We start from the raw sequence: 21,191 nt of genomic DNA, 5'->3' as shown, positions 1-21,191 counted from the left end.
TCGCGGTGGCGGCCGCGCAGCCAGGACTTCCAAAGTAATGTAGCCTACAATTTACGATGACGATATGATCGCGGTTTCGCGCGCGCTCAGATCAAGTCCCGTAAATAAATTGGGCACAATGTAAGAGCTGATTGAGGCTTCGATGCTGCGCTGTCAAGCGCGGGGAGCCCGGCGAACGATCACCCGCCGTCCTCTGTTTCCGCCCCCGGACGATGGCCGGTACAGGGGCGCGCTTTCGGGGACGCGTCGGCGCGCAATCGGCCAGGGACCTATCCGTTCGCCACCCGTCGCGTCGGCATGATGATTTCCACGAGCGTGCCGTCTTCCGGGCGTGCGGAGAGCTGGAGGCGGCCGCCGTTGGCCTCCACAAGGGCGCGCGGCAGTGCCAGCCCGTCCTCGACGGATTCCTTCGGGTCTTCCACCCGCGGAGCAGGCCCGGCGCCGGTACCGCGCACCCGCAGGGCAACGGCCGCCCGTTCCGCCGAGCCGGTGGAAACGATGATCTGGCTTCCGGCGGCGGAGCGTCGGATCGCGTTCTCGATCACGAGACTGGCCGCGCGGCTGACCGAGCGCTCGTCGGCTTCCAAATCGCCGAGATCGGTGGAGAAGCTTGTCCGCATCACGACCCGGCCTCGCGCTGCCTCGCCCTGAAGGCGGGCGACGCAACCCGCCACGACGTCGTTGAGGTCGAGGGCGCGGGGTTCGAGGCGCAGCGAACCGGCCTCGACTGCGGCAAGATCCAGAAGCTTGCCGACCCGTTCCAGGATCGTCTCGCCCGACGCTTTGATCTCCGCCAGGCAGTCCCTGTAGCGCGTGTCGCCGAGGGGCCCGAAGGGCTCCTTCAGCATCGCGTTTGCCAAATCGATCATCCCGGTGACGGGGCCGCGCACGGCGCCGTCGAGCCGGCTCAAGGCCTCTCCGCCGCCCGGCACGGTTTCCGGGCGACTGGCTGCGCCCGCCTCTCCGGGCGCCGCGCGACCGGCATGGTCGAGCGTGACCACCCGTCGTCCAAGAGGCCCTGCGACGGCGAGCGACATCGGCTTGCCGGCCAGGACAATGGAGCGCCGCTCCGGGGCCGCGCCGCGCAGGGCATCGGCGATCGTCAGGACGCTCTGACGGTCGAACAGGCTGACGAAACTGCCGCCGACGACCTCGCGCGGATCGCATCCGAACAGATCGGCCGCGGCGTGGTTCAACGCGACGATGCGGCCGGCCCCGTCGACGGTGACGACCCCGATCTCCAGTGCGTCCAGGGCCGCCTCGGCACGGGCCGTCCGTTCCGTCTGGGCGGCGCGGGCGAGGCGCTCGGCGGTGAGCGCATCCGCGACATCGGCCTCATCGACCGGGCGCGCGATCAGGCACGTCGCAGTTGCGCCTGCCCAGCTGAAGGCGCCGCTCAGCAGTTCCACCGGACGCGTATGGCCCTCGACCGACTTCACCGTGGTCCGGCGTGCCGCGTCGCCAAGCGCGTTGCCAAGCGCGTTCGAAGGCGGGAGACCCGGGAGAAGTCCGGAGAGCCCGGTGCGGGCGAGGCTCGGCAGGTCGGGATGGCCTGTCAGATCCAGAAAGCCGCGGTTGGCGGCGACGATGGTGCCGTTGTGGTGGATCAGCGTCGGCAGCGGCAGACCCGCGAGAAGGTCGGCCTGCGGAGGAGCGGCCACGTCGACGGGGGGCTCGACACTGGCCCCGTCGGTTTCCGTGCTGGCCTCCTCGAAGACCACGGGCAGTTCCACCGGATTGGTCTGCGGCGCGGGGAACGGCATCACCGCGCCGCTCTCGGCCTTCGGCGCCCCTGATTCAGGATCGACCTCGTCGCCGGCATAGCGTGCGCCCAGCGCCCGGGCGATTTCCCGGAAGGCGGCATGCTCATCAGTCGAGAGCGGTGTCGCGATGAGATCCGGCGCAGGCGCGACCGGGCTTTCGGCTTCGACGGGCTCGGGGAGAGGCGACGCGGACGCCGAAACCGACGATTCCGGCGGCGGCGCCGCGGGCTCGGCGACGACCTTGATCGCGTTCGGCGCGCTCCGGATCAGGCCGAACCCGCCGAAGCCGGAGAACGCAGCATCACCCCGCCCCAGAGGGGCGCCGGAGAGATCGACCCGGAACGGCCCGGTGCCGGCATCGAGCACCGCCGATTCGCCGCGGAAGGTTCGTCGGTCGCGCAGGGCCGCCAGCACGGAGTCGGCTTCGGACAGGAGGCCTGTCGCCGCCATGTCCTGCCATCGCTGCCCCACGAGGCCCGCGAGGGCCTCCGGCCCGGTGAGGGTGGTCAGGACACCCGCGGCATCGATGCGCCACAAGAAGCGGTTGTCCCGCCCCATCGCGGATGGCGTCGCCTGCGGATGTGCCGGCGGCGCGCTTGCGCTCGCCGGGGGCGCGACGGGGCGGACCGGCCGGGCGCGGGCGGTCGTCACGGGCGTGGTCGGTACCACGAGGATGGCGGGACGACCGTCCGCCTGAGTACCGCGCGCCAGCCAGCACAGTGCCGGTGGGGCGATGCGGCGGACATCCAAACGGAGGCGCGCGAGGCGGGGCGCGGCGTCCCCTGCGGTCGCGGCAACAATCTGACGGATCAAACCGACGAGCGCGGAGCCGGTCAGGGTCTCGGCCAAGGGCGCCGCCGCATCGGACGCGTACAGGATCTGCCCCGCCGACGGGTCGACCACGAAATGCACGGTGTCCCGAGCGCCGAGCGTGGCGGCCAGCGCCGGCACGCGCGCCCAGGCCGCGAAGGCAGTCGCCAGCCCGGGCTGGGCTGCACCGGCCATCGGTGTCACTGTCGTCTCCAAAGCCCGCGACCTCGAACCCTAACGCGATCCGTCACGTTCCATGGGCTCGCTTTGCCCGAGAAACGCCCGTGACCGTAGCCCTATTGTAAACTCCCTTGCGCCGCGACGCTGGACTCTGGGCGCAACCGTCACACGTTTACGTCATGGCAACCTTAACGCCATGGGCGTGGGTGGCATAAGGCGGCGAATCAGATATTGTGCACCGCACAAAGCGCCATCCACAGAGCAATCAAGAGAGGAGACGTAGAATGAGCAACCCCCCGAATTACGAAGTCCCGGCCGAGATGCGTGACTTTGCCGAGAAGAGCGTCGAGCAGGCCCGCAAGGCCTTCGACAGCTTCATCGGCGCGGCCCGCCGCACGGCCGATACCGTGCAGGGTTCGGCCGAGATGGCCCGATCCAACGCGCTGGACGTCTCCTCGCGCGGCTTCGAGTATGCCGAGCAGAACGTGAACGCGGCCTTCGATCTCGCCCAGAAGCTGGTTCGCGCCAAGGACGTTCAGGAGGCCATGCAGCACCAGGCTGAGTTCGTGCGCAGCCAGTTCGCCGCCATCCAGGCGCAGGCCAAGGAGTTCAGCGGCCTCGCGCAGAGCGCGATGCAGCAGGGCGCCGAGCGTGCCAAGTCGGCGATGCAACAGGGGGCCGACGAGGCCCGCAAGGCCATGGAGCAGGGCCAGGACGCCGCCAAGCAGACGGCCCAGGACGCCCAGGACGCCGCCGAGCGCGCGACGCACTGAGGCCTGCACCGATCAACGGGGCTGCGACCCGTTCCCGGGCTCCGGGGGCGGGTCGTCTCGTTTTCGCCGGTATTGCCGCCGAGAGCCGCCGGGCGGACGCGTTGAGTCCGCGCCGAGCGAAGGAATCAGGGATGCGCCTTACTGTTTCGGGCCGATCCGGCCTGCGTGGTCCGTTCCGGCTCGCGATCGCCGCGCTGGCGCTCGCGGCCGCGTTGCCGGCCGGCGCGGCGCGGGCCCAATATTACGACGATCCGGGTTACGACGGCGAATACCGGCCTGTCCCCCGCCGGGCGCAGCGCGCCCCCGTCGGTTACAACTGCGATGCGGTCCAGCAGGGCATCACCGGACCGAAGCCGTTCTCGTGTCCTCTGCCCGGCCCGCGGCCCCTCGGCGTGCGCTGCTTCTGTGACATGCCGATCGCCTCGTTCAGCCCGCCGCAGACCGCTGTCGGGCGCGTCGTCCCGTAACGAAACGGGCCGCGCACCCGAATGGGTGGCGCGGCCGGTCTCGTGGGGTCGGGGTCCGGCGAGGATGGTCCCGCCGGATCGAACTCAGTTCAGAACGACGACCTTGGCGCCGACCTTCACACGCTCGTAGAGGTCGGTGACGTCGTCATTGGTCATCCGGATGCAGCCCGACGACACCGCCTGACCGATCGTGTCCGGCTCGTTGGAGCCGTGGATGCGATACTCGGTGCTGCCGATATACATGGCACGGGCGCCGAGCGGGTTCTCGATGCCGCCGGCCATGTAGCGCGGCAGGTCGGGACGGCGGGCGATCATGGCCTTCGGGGGCGTCCACGACGGCCACTCGCGCTTGGCGGTGATCTTGTTGGTGCCGCTCCAGCTGAAGCCCGGGCGACCGACGCCGACGCCGTAGCGGATCGCCTGACCATCGCCCAGAACGAAGTACAGGCGGCGCTCGGCGGTGGAGACCACGATGGTGCCGGGCGCGTAGGGCGCGTTGAACGCCACGACCTCACGGGGGATCGGCTGGACCTGCGCCTGCGGCGCCGCCTGCACGCCCTGACCATAGCCCGGGGCGTAAGTGCCCTGGTAACCGTACTGTCCCTGATCCGAGTAGTACTCGTCGGAGCCGTCCGTACCGAAGGGATCGTACGACGAAGCGGCGAGGGCTGGCGTTGCGGCAAGAACAGCCACGCCGAGGAGCGCGCCGAGTGCGGTGACCGAGGTCTTCATGAGTGGCCTGCCTGTGCGATAACCTTTGCCTTTACAAGCGTGAGCATAGGCAGGCAGTTCCACACATCCGCCATGAATTTGCTGTTGGGCGGAATACGCAGGGCCGCTCGACCGTGCGGTGCGCCGCGGCTCGGGCCAGGGCCCGCGGCTTGCTCAGGTCACCTCGTCGGTGTGGATGTCGAACCGTGCGAGGTGGGCGTAGCCGAAATTGGTCGAGATCGCGCAGTCGGTGGCGTCGCGGCCGCGGGCCATGACGATGCGGCCGATCCGGGGCCGGTTGTGGCGGGCGTCGAACGTGTACCAGCGCGGCCCGTCGGGCCCGTGGAGGTAGACCTCGAACCACGCGGAGAAGTCCATCGGCGCCGGATCCTTCGGCACGCCGATGTCGCCCAGATAGCCGGTGGCATAGCGCGCCGGGATGTTCATGCACCGGCACAGGGCGATCGCCAGATGCGCGAAGTCCCGGCACACGCCCTCGCGCTGCATGAAGGCGTCATGCGCACTCCTCGTGGCATCGGCGCGTTGGTAGTCGAAGCGGATCCGCTCGTGCGTGTAGTCGACGATGGCCTGGACGCGCGCCCAGCCCTCCGGCGTGGTGCCGAACAGCGACCACGCCGTCTGCGAGAGCCTGTCGGTGTCGCAATAGCGCGAGCCCAGCAGGAAGATCAGGACATCGTCGGGCAGATCTTGGACCGGGATCTGGCGGGCCTCCGGCACGACCGGATCGGGCAGCCCCGTATCGTGAACGGTGAGGTCCGTCGAGATCGTCAGCTGTCCGGGCGGCGCGACGATCCGGTGGCAGATGTTGTCGAAGGCGTCGCGGTATTCGCGAGCCTGGAGCGGCGGATCGAAGCCGATTCCATGCGGGGTCGTCACGTCCGGCATCCGTGAAGGATGGACGCTGAGCATCAAAATCATCGGTGTTGGCTGCGACAACGTGAATGCAATCTCGAAACCCGTTCTGATCTTCATCGCGGCCACCTTGCTCTGTCGCCTTCCGCGCGCACTCGCCGCGCATGCCTGTCCCGGATCCGGATGCTCACCCGTGCTCAACGCGCGAGGGGCGGCGGCAGCCCTTGCAGGCTGTGGGCCGTCGTCCCGTCGGTGGGCAATTCCACCACGTTGACATCGACGCGCATGCCGAGATCGTCGCTGCTGAGGCCAAAGAAGGAGCCGTGCAGCGGAACGGCCTGAGCAGGGTCGCGGGCCACCGCCACGCGGATCAGGTCGCGGTTGCCGACGATGCCGTTGGTCGGGTCGAACTCGACCCAGCCCGCGCCCGGCAGGTAGACCTGCAGCCACGCATGGGTGGAGCCGCCGCCGACGTGGCGGGCGCGGTCGTTCCGGGGGTTGTAGAGATATCCGGAGACGAACCGGGCGGCCATGCCCAGCGCGCGCACGCCCTCCATCATCAGCACGGCGAAGTCCCGGCAGGATCCGAGCTTCGTGCGCAGTGTCGTCAGCGGATCCTGCACGCCCTTCTCGGCACGGGCCAGATAGGTGAAGTTCGCGCGTACGCTGCGCGTCATGGCGGCCAGCAGTTCCTGCGTGGGGATGCGTCCCTGAGGCGGCAGGAAGCTTCGCGCCCAGGTATCGACCTCGTGGCGTGGGTCGGGCCATTGCCGCTCGATCGAGCGGGCGAGATCCGGCATGTCCTCGGCACCGTAGCCGAACGGATAGTGCGTCGCGTGCGGTGCGAGCGGGAACACCGGCGCGTGTTCCGGCGTGTGGTCGAGGGTGATGCCGCAATCGAAGGTCAGGACTTCGGCGCGGATGTCGAAGGTCGTGACGGCCACACAATTTCCGAACACGTCGAACAGCCAGCGCTGGGAGGCCGGTTCGGGCGTGATGTCGAGGGTCGCCGCGATCAACCGCTGATCGTAGCTGTCGCGCGGCCGGAACATGATCCGGTGCTCACCGAAGGCGACCGGCCGTCGATACCGGTAAGTCGTGCGGTGGCGGACAGACAGGATCGGCAACGTCACAGTCTCCCGGCTCGTGCCGACACGACCGGCGGTCATGCAAGGGCCGGGCCTTCCCGGTCCGCATCGTGCAGCGACGATACGGGTCCGACGGCCCGCGCAGATCCGGGCTCACGATCCGTCCGGACTTCCGGCCCTGCCGTCAGGCGCGGGTGACGCGTCCGGGCTCTGCCGGATGGTTCGAGAGCGACGATGAACGGACTCGGGGGAGGCCGCCGGCTCTCAAACGACCGGAGGGGCCGGATCGGAAGTGGCGCGCTCGGCTTCGACCAGCACGTCCAGGGGGCGCCAGGGCTTGGCGATGAACACGGCCTCGGGCGGCATCTCCGGCCGCGGCAGGCCGTGCCCGGAGGTGATCACCAGCCGGGCCCGCGGCCACAAGGTCGCCACCGCGCGGGCGAGCTGGAGGCCGTCCATATGGCCGGCCAGCCGGACATCGGCGAAGACCAGGGCGACGTCGCCGCCGCGTGCCTGCAGCACCGACAGCGCAGCCTCGGCGCTGTCGCAGCCGACCACGTCGAGTTCCGTCTCTTCGAGCAGGGTCTCGGCCAAGGCCCGAATCGCGGGGTCGTCCTCGACGACGAGGGCGACGCGCCGCGGATCGGTCTCGGCCGCCACGGCGACCGGCCCGGCTGCGGCGACCCTGTCGTCCTCGGTCTGCCGGACGCGGCGCACCAGGGCGGCGAGGTGCTCCGGCATGCCCTCGGACACCAGATCATCGTAGAACGACGCCAGTGTCTGACCGATCTGGTCGAGAGGAATACCTGGCGACAGCGTATCATTGAGCGGCAGGGGCGCGCTCGTTCCGTGCTTTTTCAAGGACTTCCCCCGAAGTCGAACGTCGTGCCGCTCAAGGAGGCGGCGCTTGAGGAGGAAAGTCGGCAATCCGCCCCTGGTTGCGCGCGACGTTGGGAATCCCGCATTGCACCCGCCGCCCGTTACGGCGTGGCGAGGCCCAGTTCGGCGTCGGCGTAAGCCATGATCCCGGACACTTCGCGGACGTTCTGATAGCGCGTGCCGCGGGTGCTCATCATCGCCTCGAACTTCTCATGGACCTGTGCCACCGACAGGCTCATCGGCTTGCGGTGACGTCCGCGCCCGACGAAGCGCCCGGCGGCGAAGAAGATCGAGCGGTTGGCCCGGGCCGGGCCCGGGAGCAGGGCTGCCGCGGCGGCGGCCGGCTTATTCACGACGTTGGCGAGGAACTCCCCGGCATCGTCCGGCCCGAGGAAGTGGGCGAGGTAGACCTCGCCGAGGGTCAGCTCGCGGCCGATGCGCAGGGCGATGCGGGCGGCGTCGCGCTTCAGCATCTCGCCGGCCATCAGGGCCGACAGGTACGGGTCGCGGCGCAGCTCCAGCACACGGGCGCGTTCCGCCTGATCGGCGATCACCGGCCGGTCGTTGGCGTCGGACGTGATCGACGCGGCCTCCTTCTCCAGCCCGTATTTGGGCCCGAAGTCGCGGACCACACCGAGCCAGGTCCGCTCAATGAACTGGAAGAGGCCCGTCGCCGAGGAAGTCTTGGCCTGAACGGCCGTGACGAAGCTCGACTCCTTGTCGGCAACTGCCATCAGCAGCACCGGATCGGTCTGAACGGCCTGGGCCGCCCGCACGATCGTCTGCACCAAGTGGCGCCGGATCTTCATCGGGCCGAATTCGAGAATGTCGTTGGGGTCGCCCGCGGCGCTCTCGGAGAGAAGGAAGTCGTACGACACGCGGTCGACCGTGTTGGAGCCGAGATCGGTGTCGAGATCGTGCACGGGGGCGAAACTGGAGGCGGCGCGGAGCGGCGTCTGGTCGAGCTCGGTATTGAGGGCGACTGTGTGGATGCGCGGGCGCGGCATCGGGAGTTCGGTAGCGGCTTCCGCCGTGGACACGGCCGGCGACAGGCCGACCTTGGCGAGATCCACGCCCGATCCGATCAGCGCGGCGCTGAGGCCGCCGGCGATCATCGACACGGTGAGCAGCGAGCGGAACAGCGCTGGGCGGCTGCCATGGGCACGGCCCAGCATGGGCTGTGCGGCGATCACGTCGGCGCGGTTCGAGCCGAAATGGCTCTGCTTGCCGGTGATGGTCCTCGGCGATCCGACCGTGCGGCCCTGCATCGTTATCCCGACTCTCCACACGCCGTTGTGGCGCTACGGACTCACCATCGCTTGACAGATGTGGCGACAACACGGCCGTGCTTGTGGCCGAGTTGCGGCGTCCCGGGGAGATTTCAGGGCAGGCCGCCCGTGACTCGCGCGGCATCCCTCCTTAAGAGGGCGCCATGCGGGCGCCGGGCGGATGACGCGCGGCCGCCCTTTCCCGTCCGTCCTGCCAGAGTCAGCCCCGATGAGCGGCGTCAACGAGATCCGGTCGACCTTCCTCGACTACTTCGCCAAGGCGGGACACGAGGTCGTGCCCTCCTCGAGCCTCGTGCCGAAGAACGATCCGACGCTCATGTTCACGAACGCCGGCATGGTGCAGTTCAAGAACGTCTTCACGGGGATGGAGAAGCGCGCCTACGACCGGGCGACGACGGCGCAGAAATGCGTGCGGGCCGGCGGCAAGCACAACGACCTCGACAATGTCGGGTACACGGCACGTCACCACACCTTCTTCGAGATGCTCGGCAACTTCTCGTTTGGCGACTATTTCAAGGACCGGGCGATCGAGCTGGCCTGGACCCTGATCACGAAGGAATTCGGCCTCAAATCCGACAGGCTCCTCGTCACCGTCTACGCCGACGACGACGAGGCCGCCGGCCTGTGGAAGAAGATCGCCGGCTTCCCGGACGAGAAGATCATCCGGATCGGGACCTCCGACAATTTCTGGCAGATGGGCGATACCGGCCCCTGCGGTCCTTGCTCGGAGATCTTCATCGACCAGGGTCCGGCGCTGCAGGGCGGGCCGCCCGGCTCTCCGGACGAGGACGGCGACCGGTTCCTGGAGTTCTGGAACCTCGTGTTCATGCAGTACGAGCAGCTGGAGCCGGGCGTCCGCAACCCGCTGCCGCGGCCGTCGATCGACACCGGCATGGGCCTGGAGCGCATGGCGGCGATCCTCCAGGGCGTCCACTCGAACTACGACACCGACCTGTTCCGCGCCCTCATCGACGCCGTGGCCCACGCCGTGTCGCGGGCGCCGGAGCCGGCGACGCTCGCATCCTACCGGGTGATCGCCGACCACCTGCGGGCGGCCTCCTTCCTGGTGGCCGACGGCGTGCTGCCCGGTAACGAAGGGCGCGGCTACGTGCTGCGCCGGATCATGCGCCGCGCCATGCGCCACGCCGAGATCCTGGGCGCCCGCGAGCCCACCATGTTCCGCCTCGTCCCGACGCTGGTGCGCGAGATGGGCCAGGCCTATCCGGAGTTGATGCGGGCCGAGAGCCTGATCGCCGAGACCCTGAAGCTGGAGGAGACCCGCTTCCGCCGCACCCTCGAGCGGGGCCTGTCGATCCTCGACGCCGAGAGCCGCGACCTCAAGCAGGGCGACAAGCTCTCCGGCGAGACCGCGTTCACCCTTTACGATACCTACGGCTTCCCCCTCGACCTGACGCAGGACGCCCTGAAAGCCCGGGGCATCGGCGTCGATACCGACGCCTTCTCGGCGGCGATGCAGCGTCAGAAGCAGGCGGCCCGCGAGGCCTGGAAGGGCTCGGGCGAGGCGGCCACCGAGACGGTGTGGTTCGGCTTGCGCGAGCGCGTCGGTGCCACCGAGTTCCTGGGCTATGAGACCGAGACGGCCGAGGGCATCGTCACGGCGCTGCTGCGCGACGGCGCCGAGGTACAGAGCCTCGACGCCGGCCAGACCGGCCTCGTCCTCGTCAACCAGACGCCGTTCTACGGGGAATCGGGCGGCCAGGTCGGCGATAGCGGCCTGATCCTGGCGCCGGGCGTGCGGGCGCGGGTGACCGACACCCAGAAGAAGCTCGGCGACCTGTTCGTCCACCACGTGACCGTGGAGGAGGGAAGCTTGGGCCTCGACCAGCCGGTAGAGCTCAAGGTCGACCATGTCCGCCGCAAGGCGATCCGGGCCAACCACTCGGCCACCCATCTGCTACATGAGGCTCTGCGGCAGGTGCTGGGTGATCACGTCGCGCAGAAGGGCTCGCTCGTGAGCCCTGATCGTCTGCGTTTCGACATCAGCCACCCGAAGCCCATCGAGGCGGATGAACTCGCCCGGGTGGAGGACATCGCCAACGCCGTGCTGCTGCAGAACGCGCCTGTCGTGACCAAGCTGATGGCCGTGGACGACGCCATCGCGTCGGGCGCCAGGGCGCTGTTCGGCGAGAAGTACGGCGACGAGGTGCGGGTGGTCTCGATGGGGCTGCCCATCGACGAGGAGGCCGCGCCGGGCCGGCCGAAGACCTTCTCGGTCGAACTATGCGGCGGCACCCACGCCGGGCGCACCGGCGACATCGGAGCGATCACCATCGTGGGCGAGAGCGCGGTGGGGGCTGGCGTGCGCCGGATCGAGGCTCTTACGGCCGACGCGGCGCGTCATCATCGGGCCGAGGAGGCCCGGACCCTGGCGGCGCTGGCCGGCATCCTCAAGGCCCCGGTCTCCGAGGCGCCCGATCGTCTGACGTCACTGATGGAGGATCGGCGGCGCCTTGAGCGTGAACTGGCCGAGACCCGCCGGAAGCTCGCCATGGGCGGCGAGGGTGGTCCGGGCTCCGGCGCTCAGCAAACTGAGATCGGCGGCGTGGCCTTCCGCCGCTCGGTGGTGGAAGGGCTCGACATGCGCGACCTCAAGCCGATCGTCGATGAGGAGAAGAAGCGTCTGGGCTCCGGCATCGTGGCGGTGGTCGGCGTCGCCCCGGACGGCAAGGCGGGTCTGGTCGTTGGCGTCACCGACGACCTGACCGGTCGCTACGATGCCGTCGGGCTCGTGCGGGCTGGAGCGGGCGCGCTTGGCGGCAAGGGAGGCGGAGGCCGGCGCGACATGGCGCAGGCCGGCGGGCCGAACGGAGCCGGAGCCGAGGCCGCCCTTGACGCCATCGCGCAGGCTCTCACCGAAGCGGCCTGAGACGCGCCCGCAAGGAACCGCGCCGTCTCCGGTGCGGCCGTGGAGGCGAGCGGCGGGATGGTCGGGGTCCCGCCCTCGGCGGCTTACGTGTTTCCGCCGACGCCGCCGCCCTGCGGTGTCGCCCGCGACGGGGGATTGGCGTTGCCCGCTGCGGCCAGATCGGTCGCCATCCTGTCGCCCGGCCGACCGGTGGGGCAGTGGGTCCCGGTCGCGGCGTGACCGGTAGTGTCGCTCTGCTGGCTCACAACGCCCGAGGCGCGGGCGCGACTGTGCCTGGACTGGGTCCGGCGCGAGGGCGGACAGGCCAATGAGGCGGGCGAGGAGGGGCTGGGTCATGAGCCCCCGTTTCTGTTTCTGACCCACGCGACCTCAACGGCGCAGACCCGATCCTGAATCGTTGCAGCGCCGGCGCCGGCCTGCGGGGGCGTCTATCATTTGACGCGCGTCCAGGTCTGCTGCTTGCAGAATACGCTCATCACGCAACCGGAGACTTCGAGCGTATCCGGGCCCGTGAGCTTCAGCGAACCGGAATAGGTCTTGCCGTCGTTCGGATTGTAGAGGGAACCCGAGTAGCCGCCGCCTTGGGGATGACGCGCGTCGAGGATCTGAACGCCCACGACGCTGCGACCGCGCAAGGCCGGATCCGGATTCTTCGCGTCGAGTCCCTTCCCCGGTGCGCTGGCGATCGTCCCACAGAAGCCGCTCCCGCAGGGCGTGATGCGGACGCGGGAACTGCCGGTCTCCGTGAGCCAGAAGCCAGCCGGGTCGGCCGCCAGAACCGGATCGCACGCCGTGCCCATCGCGAGCAGTGTCAGAATCGAGCGACGAAGCCTCGAACCCATCCCTGGTCCTCTCCTGTCCAGAATGCGGATGGGTACTTAGCGCGATGCTCGGGGCAGCGCACTGCCCAGATAAGTCTCGACCACCTCGCAGAACGGCTCGCCGGCGGCAGTCGAGAGCACGGCATCGATCTCGAAGAGCGGATCGTCGGGGCCCGGATCCGTGCGCTGGTCCGGCGCGCGAACCGCGACGGTGTCGCGAACCGGGGCGAGGGGACGCACGACCCGGCCGAAGGGCGTCCGCGTGCTGTCCAGCGTCGCGTTCATCTCCGGCGTGAGGCGTGCGGGCACATACCAATTGTCCGCTTCCGACAGGACGCGGTCGCCGCAGGCGAGGCGGACCCGGCGATAGCGCACGGGCTCGTCCGGCCCGATCGCCAGCCGCGCCCGCTGCACCGCCGTCAGAGGCTTGTCCGCCACCGGTATCCGCTCGGCGACGAGGTGAGGATCCCCCGCAAGCTTGTGGTCGGCACACCAGCTTTCGAGGGCGAAGGTCGCGCTGTGAGCCGCGAGAATGCGGCTCCGCAGCGAGGCGATGAGCGCCTGCGGGCTTTCAGCCGGCGCCGGCGCGGCGGCAGGACCGGACACGGACGCCCCATCGCGCGCAGAGCTTGGCGACCCGGTCATCGGGACAAGCGCCGCCAGAGCCACGCGCAGCGCCCACCGGCGGAATGCGGGCTGCCGGGTTCGACGGCCGTCCCGCGTCGATCGATCCCGTGCCAAGTATGGCGAAATACAAAGGGCATGGCGGAAAGACTTTCCGGTGTGCCACAGCATCTCGAGCCATGTCCTCCCAGTCGAAATACTAGGTCTTCGCCGATCGCCGCGGCGTCGAGGCCCGGCAGAACGTGCTGACCGGGCTGTTTCCTGGCCGAGTCGGCGACGCGGGCCAAGATCTATACAAGACGCGTCCATCCGTCGAGCTGCCCGCCGACTGGCGGACCCGTCCCCTGGCGAAGATGATCCTACCGGCGCCCGACCGGCGGCAGGTCGGTGCAGAGCCCGAGGCCGGCTTCGGCCGCGAGGCCGATCGTCTCGCCGAGGGTCGGATGGGGATGGATGGTCCGGGCGATGTCGGTGGCATCGGCGCCCATCTCGATTCCCAGCGCGACCTCGCCGATCATGTCGCCCGCGCTCGGGCCGACGATGGCGCCGCCGACAACGCGCTTGGTCTGCGCATCGAACAGCAGCTTCGTCAGACCGTAATCGGCGCCGTTGGCGATGGCCCGGCCCGAGGCCGCCCAGGGGAAGCGGGCGACCTCCACGGCCCGCCCCGAGGCCTTGGCCGCCGTTTCCGTCAGGCCCACCCAGGCGATCTCGGGATCGGTGTAGGCCACCGAGGGGATCACGGCGGCATCGAAGCCGGCCTTGTGGCCGGCGGCCACCTCGGCGGCCACGTGCCCCTGGTGGACGGCCTTGTGGGCGAGCATTGGCTGCCCGACGAGATCACCGATGGCGAGAATATGCGGCACGTTGGTCCGCATCTGCGCGTCCACGGGCACGAAGCCGCCATCCAGCACCACGCCGGCGGCGTCGAGGCCCAGGTTCGCGCCGTTCGGACGACGCCCCGCGGCCTGGAGCACGAGGTCGTAGGTCTGTGGCTCGGCCTCGCCAGCGATCGATACGGCGATGCCCTCCGGTGTCGCCTCTGCCGCCATCACCTCCGTACCCGTGCGGATCCGGTCGAAGCGGTGCGCGTTCCGCTTCGTCCAGACCGCCACGAGATCTCGGTCGACGCCCTCCAGCAGGTTCGGCAGGCGTTCGACCACGTCGACCCGGGCGCCCAGTGCGCTGTAGACGGTCGCCATCTCCAGGCCGATGATGCCACCGCCAATCACCAGCAACCGGCGCGGCACAAAGGGCAGCTCCAGCGCCCCCGTGGAATCCACGATGCGGGGATCGTCCGGCAGCATCGCCAGGGCCACCGGCGACGAGCCCGCGGCCACGATGGCGCTGGCGAAGGTGACGTCGCGCGTGTCGCCACCATGCAGCGCCACCGAGACCGCGCTCGGGCCCGTGAAGCGTGCGGTCCCGCGGATCACCTCGACCTTGCGCTGGCGCGCCATCTGGGCGAGCCCGTCGGTGAGGCGCCGGACGGTGCCGGCCTTGAAGCTCCGGAGCTTTTCCAGGTCGACCGTCGGTGCGCCGAAGCTGATCCCGTGCGCGGCCAGCCGGACGGCCTCCTCGGTCACCGCAGCCACGTGGAGCAGCGCCTTCGAGGGAATGCAGCCCACTTTGAGGCAGACGCCGCCGAGGGTCGCGTCACGCTCCACCAGGATCACCCGCTGCCCGAGATCGGCGGCCCGGAAGGCGGCCGAGTAGCCGCCCGGTCCGCCGCCGATCACCAAGAGGTCGCAGCCCGCCTCCGCCTGCGGCTTCGGTGGCGGCGCGGCGGTGGCCGGCGCAGGTGCCGGCTCGGTGCGCACCTCGGGTGCCTCCACCGCGAGGCGGGCGACGAGGGTGCCGGCCGAGACCGAGTCGCCGAGGCCGACCAGCATCTCCACGAGGCGGCCCGCCGCCGGGGAGGGGATGTCCAGGGTCGCCTTGTCGGATTCGACCACCAGCAGGGTCTGGTCCCTGGCGACCGGCTGGCCGGGCGCCACCGGGATCTCGATGACGGGCACGTCGGCGTAATCCCCGAGATCGGGGACGCGGATGTCGAGGGTCTCGGGCATGGCGGTGGCGGTCACAGGAGGGCGCGGCGGAGGTCCGAGAGGACCGACGCCACATGGCCGAGGAAGCGGGCGGCGGCGACGCCGTCCACGACGCGGTGGTCCCAGGAGAGGCTCAAGGGGAGGATCAGGCGCGGCTGGAAGGCTTTGCCGTCCCACACCGCCTCGGTGCGCGAGCGCGCCGCGCCCAGGATCGCGACCTCGGGGGCGTTGATGATCGGCGTGAAGCCGTCGCCGCCGATGCCGCCGAGCGACGAGACCGAGAAGCAGCCGCCCTGCATGTCCGAGCCCGGGAGGGTTCCTGCCCGGGCCCTCTCGGCCATCGCGGCCATCTCGGTGGCGATCTCGATCAGGCCCTTGCGGTCGCAGTCGCGCACCACCGGCACCATCAGGCCCTTCGGCGTGTCCACCGCGAAGCCGACATGGACGTAGTCCTTCAGGACCAGCTCGCCGCCCGCCAGGGAGGAATTGAAGCGCGGGTAGGCGCGCAGCGCCGAGGCCGCCGCCTTGATCAGGAAGGCCACCATGGTGACCTTCGCGGGCGGCGTGCGGGTCTCCGTGTTCAGGCCGACCCGGAACGACTCGATCTCGGTGACGTCGGCCCGGTCGAAATTGGTCACGTGCGGGATCGTGAGCCAGTTGCGGCTGAGATTGGCCCCCGAGAGACTCTGGATGCGCGACAGCGGTTCGCGCCGGACCGGGCCGTATTTGGCGAAGTCCACGTCCGGCCAGGGCGGCAGGCCGGCGCCGATGCCGGACGCGGCGGCGGGCGCCGGGACCGACGCGCCGAGCGCCGCCTTGACGAAGGCGTGTACGTCCTCGCGCAGGATCCGCCCTTTGGGCCCGGTGGCGGCGACGCGGTCCAGCTCCACGCCGAGCTCGCGGGCGAGCTGGCGGACGGACGGGCTGGCATGCACCGCGCCGCGGGTCGCCTGGATCGGATCGGCCTGTATCGGCTCCGGCGAGGCGCGACCGGCTCCCTCTCCCGTCCGGGAGAGAGTTGGGGTGAGGGGGGCGCCGTCTCCGGACAACCCTGATGCCTCACTCTGTCCCTCTCCCGAACGGGAAAGGGGACCCGCGCTCCGCTCGGGGGACGACGCGGCCGCGGCAGCGGGTGGGGCGTCCGGCACCGGTGCGGCCCCGCTGCCCTCCGCGGGCTCCACCGTCAGGATCGGGGTTCCTTCCGACACCTTCGACCCCACGGAGACCAGCAACTCGCGGACGATGCCGGCGACCGGGGAGGGAACCTCCATGGTGGCCTTGTCGGACTCGATGCTGAGGATCAGGTCGTCCACCGCGAGGCGGTCGCCGGGCTTCACCAGAAGCTCGATGACCGGCACGTCCCGATAGTCGCCGATATCCGGAAGGGCGATCTGCAGCGCGGCGCTCATGCGGGTGGAATTCCGGTTGCTGGAAGGCTGTTACGGCCTGTCCGCGTGCGGGCAGGGGAAGAGAGGCGCGATGTCGTCGACGCGCCGGATCTCCCAGCCACGCCCTCATCCTGAGGCGCCGGAGCGCAGCGGAGGCCTCGAAGGAGGGCTCCAGGGATCGCACTGCCGGCTGGAGAGCTCCTTCGAGGCGCGCTGCGCGCGCACTTAAGGAAGAGGTCGCGGGTGGGTTCGCCGGCTGGCCTCAGATCGTCCAGGGCGCGGGCGCGTCCGCCGCGATGCCGTAGCGGCGGATCGCGTCCGCCACCGTGGCGCGCGGCACCGTCCCGGCTTCCGCCAGGGCGTGCAGCGCCGCGATGACCACGTGCTGCCGGTCGACCTCGAAGAACCGGCGGAGCGCGTTACGGGTGTCGCTCCTCCCGAACCCGTCTGTCCCGAGGGCGACGAAGCGCGCGCCGACATAGGAGGCGATCAGCTGCGGGTAGGCCCGGACGTAGTCGCTCGCCGCGACGATGGGCGCCATGCCCGGCAGCAGCGCCGCCACGTGGCTGACCGGCGCCTCGGCTTCCGGGTTGAGCATCGCCTGCCGCTCGGCCTCGCGGGCGTCGCGGGCCAGCTCGCTGAAGCTCGTCACGCTGAACACCTCGGCGGCGACGCCGAAATCCTGCGCAAGCAGCTCCGCCGCCGCGATCACCTCCGGCAGGATCGCCCCGGAGCCGAGAAGCCGCACGGCGGCGGCGCCCGTCCCTTGCCCGGCCTCCGGCCCCGACAGCCGGTACATGCCCTTCAGGATCCCGGCCTCCGCCCCCTGCGGCATGGAGGGCTGGGCGTAGTTCTCGTTCATCGCGGTGAGGTAGTAGAAGGCGTCCTCGCCCTCCTCCATCATCGCCCGGGCGCCCCGGTCGACGATCACCGCCATCTCGTACGCGAAGGCCGGATCGTAGGCCCGACAGTTCGGGATCGCGGCCGCCTGCATGTGGCTCGACCCGTCCTGGTGCTGAAGGCCCTCGCCGCCCAGCGTGGTCCGGCCCGCCGTGGCGCCGATCAGGAAGCCGCGGGCCCGTTGGTCGGCCGCCGCCCAGATCAGGTCGCCGACCCGCTGGAAGCCGAACATCGAGTAGTAGATGTAGAACGGCAGCATCGACAGGCCGTGGACGCTGTAGGCCGTGGCCGCCGCCGTCCAGGACGAGATCGCCCCGGCCTCGGTGATGCCTTCCTCCAGGAGCTGACCGTCCCGGGCCTCGCGGTAGTAGAGCATCGAGCCGGCATCCTCCGGCTCGTAGAGCTGGCCCTGCGGCGCGTAGATCCCGACTTGCCGGAACAGGTTGGCCATGCCGAAGGTCCGGGCCTCGTCGGCGACGATCGGGACGATGCGCGGCCCGAGATCCTTGTGCTTCAGGAGGTTGCCGAACAGGCGCACCACCGCCGTGGTGGTCGACATCTCCTTGCCGCCCGCTTCGAGCGCGAAGCCCGCGTAGGTCGAGAGGGCCGGCACCGAGACGGTCGGCGCCGTGCGGCGGCGGGCCGGCAACACGCCGCCGAGCGTCTCGCGGCGCTCGCGCAGGTAGCGCATCTCGGCGCCGTCCTCGGCCGGCTTGTAGAAGGCCAGACCCTCCACCTGGGCATCCGACAGCGGCAGGGCGAACCGGTCGCGGAAGGCGCGCAGCGCGTCCACGTCGAGCTTCTTGGCCTGGTGGGCGGTCATGCGCGACTCGCCCGCGCCGCCCATGCCGTAGCCCTTCTTGGTCTTGGCCAGGATCACCGTCGGCCGGCCCTTGGTGGCCTTGGCGGCGGCGAAGGCCGCGTAGAGCTTGCGAAAGTCGTGGCCGCCGCGCTTCAGCCGGTCGACATCGGCGTCCGACATGTGGGCGACGAGCTCGCGGACCTCCGGATCCTCGCCGAAGAAGTGGGCGAGGTTGTAGGCGCCGTCCTTGGCGCCCAGCGTCTGGTACTTGCCGTCCACCGTGTCGGCGAAGCGCCGCAGCAGGGCGTGGTTGGTGTCCCGGGCGAAGATCCCGTCCCACTCCGAACCCCACAGCACCTTGATGACGTTCCAGCCCGCGCCCCGGAACAGGCTCTCCAGCTCCTGGATGATCTGGCCGTTGCCGCGCACCGGTCCGTCGAGCCGCTGCAGGTTGCAGTTGATGACGAAGGTCAGGTTGTCGAGGTTCTCGCGCGCCGCCAGTGCGAGGCCGCCGATCGACTCCGGCTCGTCCATCTCACCGTCGCCAAACACGCCCCAGACGTGGCGGCCGGACGTGTCGGCCAGGCCCCGGTCGGCGAGGTAGCGCATGAACCGCGCCTGATAGACCGCGTGGATCGGCCCGATGCCCATCGAGCCGGTGGGAACCTGCCAGAAATCCGGCATCAGCCAGGGATGCGGATAGGAGCACAGACCGTCGCCGGCGATCTCCTGGCGGTAGTGCTTCAGCTGCTCCTCAGAGAGCCGCCCCTCGAGGAAGGCCCGGGCGTAGACGCCGGGGGCCGAGTGCGGCTGGAAATAGACGAGGTCGCCGTCCGTCCCGCCCTTGAAGAAGTGGTTGAAGCCGACCTCGAACAGCTCCGCCGCCGAGGCGTAGCTGGCCACGTGGCCGCCGAGCTCGCCGTAGGCCATGTTGGCGCGCACTACCATGGCGAGCGCGTTCCAGCGCATGATCGAGGTCAGGCGCTCCTCGATGTCGAGATCGCCGGGGTAGCGCCGCTGCTTCTCCAGCGGAACCGTGTTCCGGTAGGGCGAGTAGGGCAGGGCCTCGTCGAGGATGCCGATCTCCTTCGAGCGCCGCTCCAGGCGGTCGAGGATGAACCGCGCCCGGGCCGCGCCCTCGGTGCGGAAGACGGATTCCAGCGCGGCGAGCCAGTCCTGGGTCTCGGCCGGGTCGTGATCGACCTCGGCGGACCGCGCGATCGTGGCTTTCGGCGGTATGGCGTTCATCGACGCGGCCTCCCTTATTCCCCCGATCATACGGGGATCGGGACGGCGGGACATGCCGAAGATTTGCTTCCATCGCGCCGTATCCGGATTGATATTCCGCGATTTTGGCGATAGGCGGCAAAATGTACCTCTGTCGCGAGGTCTGAGCGCCTCGCCCGTCGTCGTCGGAAGCTGCGCTTCGCAGCGGCCAGATTGGAGACCGAACCGATGCCCGCACGACCGGCCCCCCTCGACGCCGCGAGCCTGCGCATTCTCGAATGTCTGCAGCAGGACAGCGAGATCAGCATCGCGGATCTCGCCGAGCGGGTGGGCCTGTCGACGTCGCCGTGCTGGCGCCGCGTCAACGACCTGAAGGAGGCGGGGGTGATCCGCGGCTGCGTGGCGGTGGTCGACCCGCTGAGCCTCGGGCTCGCGGTCAACGTGTTCGTCCACGTGTCGCTCGAGAAACAGACCCAGGCCGCGCTCCAGGCCTTCGACGAGGCGGTGCGCAACCGCCCCGAGGTGATGGAGTGCTATCTGATGAGCGGCGAGGCCGACTACATGCTGCGGGTCGTGGTCGAGGATCTCGGCCAGTACCAGAAGCTCGTCCTGGACCACCTCACGCGGATCCCCGGGGTGGCCAACATCCGATCGAGCTTCGCCCTGGGGCAGGTCAAGTACGCGACCGCGCTGCCGCTCGGGCACCTGACCCGCTGACCGGACGCGGCCGCCCACGGTGCATCAGTGGCAGCGGGGTCCGCTCGCGACGGCGAAATCTGGAAAGTCTCGTTCTCGGGTACGCAGGCCGCGATGGGCCGCGTCGCGCGCGAGATGAATGGTGGAGCCTAACGGGATCGAACCGATGACCTCTTCCATGCCATGGAAGCGCTCTCCCAGCTGAGCTAAGGCCCCATAATTTTCACTGCATTTCGCGTCCCGTGGAGGGCCGCGTCACGCGAGAGTGGGATGGTGGAGCCTAACGGGATCGAACCGATGACCTCTTCCATGCCATGGAAGCGCTCTCCCAGCTGAGCTAAGGCCCCACTTTTAGCATCCGCCGCGGGTTGGGTCCCGCGGGGTCTCGCCGGTCTAAGTCGCGTCCGGCGAGGCCGGTTCTATAGGCGGCTCGCACCGCGGACTCAACCCCCTTTTTCGCTGCCGCCGGGGGTTTTTCATCGGGGAGGCGACGACCGCCTCAGCCCTCTTCGTCGTTCTCGATATCGCCGTCGATCAGGTCGGAGACATCGTCGTCGCCGGCGTCCTCTTCCTCCAGGAAGGTGTCGTCGTCGGCGGTATCCCCGTCCTCGACCGAATCGTCCTCGGGCGTCGGATCCGCATCGTCCTCGGCGGCTTCAACCTCGTCGAGGGAAACCAGCTCCGGACCCTTCTCGTCCGTCTCGTCCTCATCGTCGTTGCTGGCCGCGCTCCGCGACAGCGCCGGAGGCGCTGCACGGCTCGAGGTGGCCACCGCCTGATAGACCGCGCCGCATTTCGGGCAGACGGCGGGATCTCGGGCGAGGTCGTAGAACTTCGCGCCGCAGCTCATGCACTGGCGCTTCAAGCCAAGTTCCGGTCGGGCCACGGGCGGACACCTCGTCGTCAGTTCTGTCTCGGGGGAGGGGCCCCGTTAGTCGCGGTGGCGGCCCCTGTCAATCGAGCCC

General features: G+C 69.8%; 16 protein-coding genes and 2 tRNA genes. 4 read left to right on the top strand and 14 right to left on the bottom strand.

Going from position 1 to position 21,191, the window contains the following annotated elements; all coding sequences use genetic code 11:
• Window positions 1-269: 269 nt before the first annotated feature.
• Window positions 270-2,768, bottom strand: a complete 2,499-nt coding sequence (locus BM396_RS13825; protein WP_244538872.1) for a sensor histidine kinase — start codon at window positions 2,766-2,768, stop codon at window positions 270-272.
• A gap of 269 nt (window positions 2,769-3,037) precedes the next feature.
• Between BM396_RS13825 and BM396_RS13820 the strand changes: the two genes are divergently transcribed.
• Together BM396_RS13820 and BM396_RS13815 are read left to right on the top strand one after the other, a co-directional pair.
• Complete coding sequence (locus BM396_RS13820) at window positions 3,038-3,526, top strand: phasin (protein ID WP_043353754.1); 489 nt, start codon at window positions 3,038-3,040, stop codon at window positions 3,524-3,526.
• A 131-nt stretch (window positions 3,527-3,657) separates the two neighbouring features.
• On the top strand, window positions 3,658-3,993 hold the full coding sequence (locus BM396_RS13815) for a hypothetical protein (protein WP_051044905.1): 336 nt from the start codon (window positions 3,658-3,660) through the stop codon (window positions 3,991-3,993).
• 84 nt (window positions 3,994-4,077) lie between these two features.
• Here BM396_RS13815 and BM396_RS13810 read toward each other — a convergent pair whose 3' ends face one another.
• From BM396_RS13810 to BM396_RS13790, 5 genes are all read right to left on the bottom strand, one after another.
• Entirely contained in the window at window positions 4,078-4,725 is a 648-nt protein-coding gene (locus BM396_RS13810) for a L,D-transpeptidase (protein ID WP_043353755.1), read from the bottom strand.
• A 153-nt stretch (window positions 4,726-4,878) separates the two neighbouring features.
• The gene (locus BM396_RS13805) at window positions 4,879-5,697 is read right to left on the bottom strand and encodes a transglutaminase-like domain-containing protein (RefSeq protein ID WP_043381653.1); all 819 of its coding nucleotides are present in this window, start codon (window positions 5,695-5,697) and stop codon (window positions 4,879-4,881) included.
• 77 nt (window positions 5,698-5,774) lie between these two features.
• Window positions 5,775-6,704, bottom strand: coding sequence for a transglutaminase family protein (locus BM396_RS13800; RefSeq protein WP_043381806.1), 930 nt, complete (start codon window positions 6,702-6,704; stop codon window positions 5,775-5,777).
• Window positions 6,705-6,929: 225 nt separating this feature from the next.
• The gene (locus BM396_RS13795) at window positions 6,930-7,526 is read right to left on the bottom strand and encodes a response regulator (protein WP_078947027.1); all 597 of its coding nucleotides are present in this window, start codon (window positions 7,524-7,526) and stop codon (window positions 6,930-6,932) included.
• Window positions 7,527-7,645: 119 nt separating this feature from the next.
• Window positions 7,646-8,812: a transglycosylase SLT domain-containing protein gene (locus tag BM396_RS13790; RefSeq protein WP_043381650.1), complete on the bottom strand. Its 1,167-nt coding sequence runs from the start codon at window positions 8,810-8,812 to the stop codon at window positions 7,646-7,648.
• A 229-nt stretch (window positions 8,813-9,041) separates the two neighbouring features.
• Between BM396_RS13790 and alaS the strand changes: the two genes are divergently transcribed.
• Window positions 9,042-11,720 carry an alanine--tRNA ligase gene (alaS, locus tag BM396_RS13785; RefSeq protein WP_043381649.1) on the top strand — a complete coding sequence of 893 codons (2,679 nt, stop codon included), beginning with the start codon at window positions 9,042-9,044 and terminating at the stop codon, window positions 11,718-11,720.
• A gap of 431 nt (window positions 11,721-12,151) precedes the next feature.
• Here alaS and BM396_RS13775 read toward each other — a convergent pair whose 3' ends face one another.
• From BM396_RS13775 to mdeB, 5 genes are all read right to left on the bottom strand, one after another.
• Window positions 12,152-12,562 (bottom strand): DUF2147 domain-containing protein, encoded by a 411-nt coding sequence (locus BM396_RS13775; protein WP_043381646.1) that lies wholly within the window; start codon window positions 12,560-12,562, stop codon window positions 12,152-12,154.
• 36 nt (window positions 12,563-12,598) lie between these two features.
• Complete coding sequence (locus BM396_RS13770; protein WP_236952801.1) at window positions 12,599-13,147, bottom strand: hypothetical protein; 549 nt, start codon at window positions 13,145-13,147, stop codon at window positions 12,599-12,601.
• Between the two features lie 377 nt (window positions 13,148-13,524).
• Window positions 13,525-15,234: a dihydrolipoyl dehydrogenase gene (gene lpdA, locus BM396_RS13765; RefSeq protein ID WP_043381802.1), complete on the bottom strand. Its 1,710-nt coding sequence runs from the start codon at window positions 15,232-15,234 to the stop codon at window positions 13,525-13,527.
• 11 nt (window positions 15,235-15,245) lie between these two features.
• Complete coding sequence (locus BM396_RS13760; RefSeq protein ID WP_043381644.1) at window positions 15,246-16,622, bottom strand: 2-oxo acid dehydrogenase subunit E2; 1,377 nt, start codon at window positions 16,620-16,622, stop codon at window positions 15,246-15,248.
• A gap of 241 nt (window positions 16,623-16,863) precedes the next feature.
• Entirely contained in the window at window positions 16,864-19,551 is a 2,688-nt protein-coding gene (mdeB, locus tag BM396_RS13755; protein WP_043381642.1) for an alpha-ketoglutarate dehydrogenase, read from the bottom strand.
• A gap of 207 nt (window positions 19,552-19,758) precedes the next feature.
• Between mdeB and BM396_RS13750 the strand changes: the two genes are divergently transcribed.
• On the top strand, window positions 19,759-20,247 hold the full coding sequence (locus tag BM396_RS13750) for an Lrp/AsnC family transcriptional regulator (RefSeq protein ID WP_043354596.1): 489 nt from the start codon (window positions 19,759-19,761) through the stop codon (window positions 20,245-20,247).
• A gap of 119 nt (window positions 20,248-20,366) precedes the next feature.
• Here BM396_RS13750 and BM396_RS13745 read toward each other — a convergent pair.
• From BM396_RS13745 to BM396_RS13735, 3 genes are all read right to left on the bottom strand, one after another.
• Window positions 20,367-20,442, bottom strand: a tRNA-Ala gene (locus BM396_RS13745).
• A gap of 55 nt (window positions 20,443-20,497) precedes the next feature.
• Window positions 20,498-20,573 (bottom strand) — tRNA-Ala (locus BM396_RS13740).
• A gap of 152 nt (window positions 20,574-20,725) precedes the next feature.
• Entirely contained in the window at window positions 20,726-21,112 is a 387-nt protein-coding gene (locus tag BM396_RS13735; protein ID WP_075381438.1) for a TIGR02300 family protein, read from the bottom strand.
• Window positions 21,113-21,191: the final 79 nt, after the last annotated feature.

The organism is Methylobacterium sp. UNCCL125, assembly GCF_900116795.1.
Classification (GTDB): domain Bacteria; phylum Pseudomonadota; class Alphaproteobacteria; order Rhizobiales; family Beijerinckiaceae; genus Methylobacterium; species Methylobacterium fujisawaense.
The sequence above is the reverse complement of the archived record's forward strand: the minus strand, read 5'-3'. Positions and strand labels throughout refer to the sequence as shown.

What these genes read in the sequence shown, in the direction of transcription:
- BM396_RS13750 (WP_043354596.1), top strand. Translation starts at nt 19,759, where the DNA reads ATGCCCGCACGACCGGCCCCCCTCGACGCCGCGAGCCTGCGCATTCTC.
- alaS (WP_043381649.1), top strand. Translation starts at nt 9,042, where the DNA reads ATGAGCGGCGTCAACGAGATCCGGTCGACCTTCCTCGACTACTTCGCC.
- BM396_RS13820 (WP_043353754.1), top strand. Translation starts at nt 3,038, where the DNA reads ATGAGCAACCCCCCGAATTACGAAGTCCCGGCCGAGATGCGTGACTTT.
- lpdA (WP_043381802.1), bottom strand. Translation starts at nt 15,234, where the DNA reads ATGCCCGAGACCCTCGACATCCGCGTCCCCGATCTCGGGGATTACGCC.
- mdeB (WP_043381642.1), bottom strand. Translation starts at nt 19,551, where the DNA reads ATGAACGCCATACCGCCGAAAGCCACGATCGCGCGGTCCGCCGAGGTC.
- BM396_RS13775 (WP_043381646.1), bottom strand. Translation starts at nt 12,562, where the DNA reads ATGGGTTCGAGGCTTCGTCGCTCGATTCTGACACTGCTCGCGATGGGC.
- BM396_RS13825 (WP_244538872.1), bottom strand. Translation starts at nt 2,768, where the DNA reads ATGGCCGGTGCAGCCCAGCCCGGGCTGGCGACTGCCTTCGCGGCCTGG.
- BM396_RS13815 (WP_051044905.1), top strand. Translation starts at nt 3,658, where the DNA reads ATGCGCCTTACTGTTTCGGGCCGATCCGGCCTGCGTGGTCCGTTCCGG.
- BM396_RS13810 (WP_043353755.1), bottom strand. Translation starts at nt 4,725, where the DNA reads ATGAAGACCTCGGTCACCGCACTCGGCGCGCTCCTCGGCGTGGCTGTT.
- BM396_RS13805 (WP_043381653.1), bottom strand. Translation starts at nt 5,697, where the DNA reads ATGAAGATCAGAACGGGTTTCGAGATTGCATTCACGTTGTCGCAGCCA.
- BM396_RS13760 (WP_043381644.1), bottom strand. Translation starts at nt 16,622, where the DNA reads ATGAGCGCCGCGCTGCAGATCGCCCTTCCGGATATCGGCGACTATCGG.
- BM396_RS13790 (WP_043381650.1), bottom strand. Translation starts at nt 8,812, where the DNA reads ATGCAGGGCCGCACGGTCGGATCGCCGAGGACCATCACCGGCAAGCAG.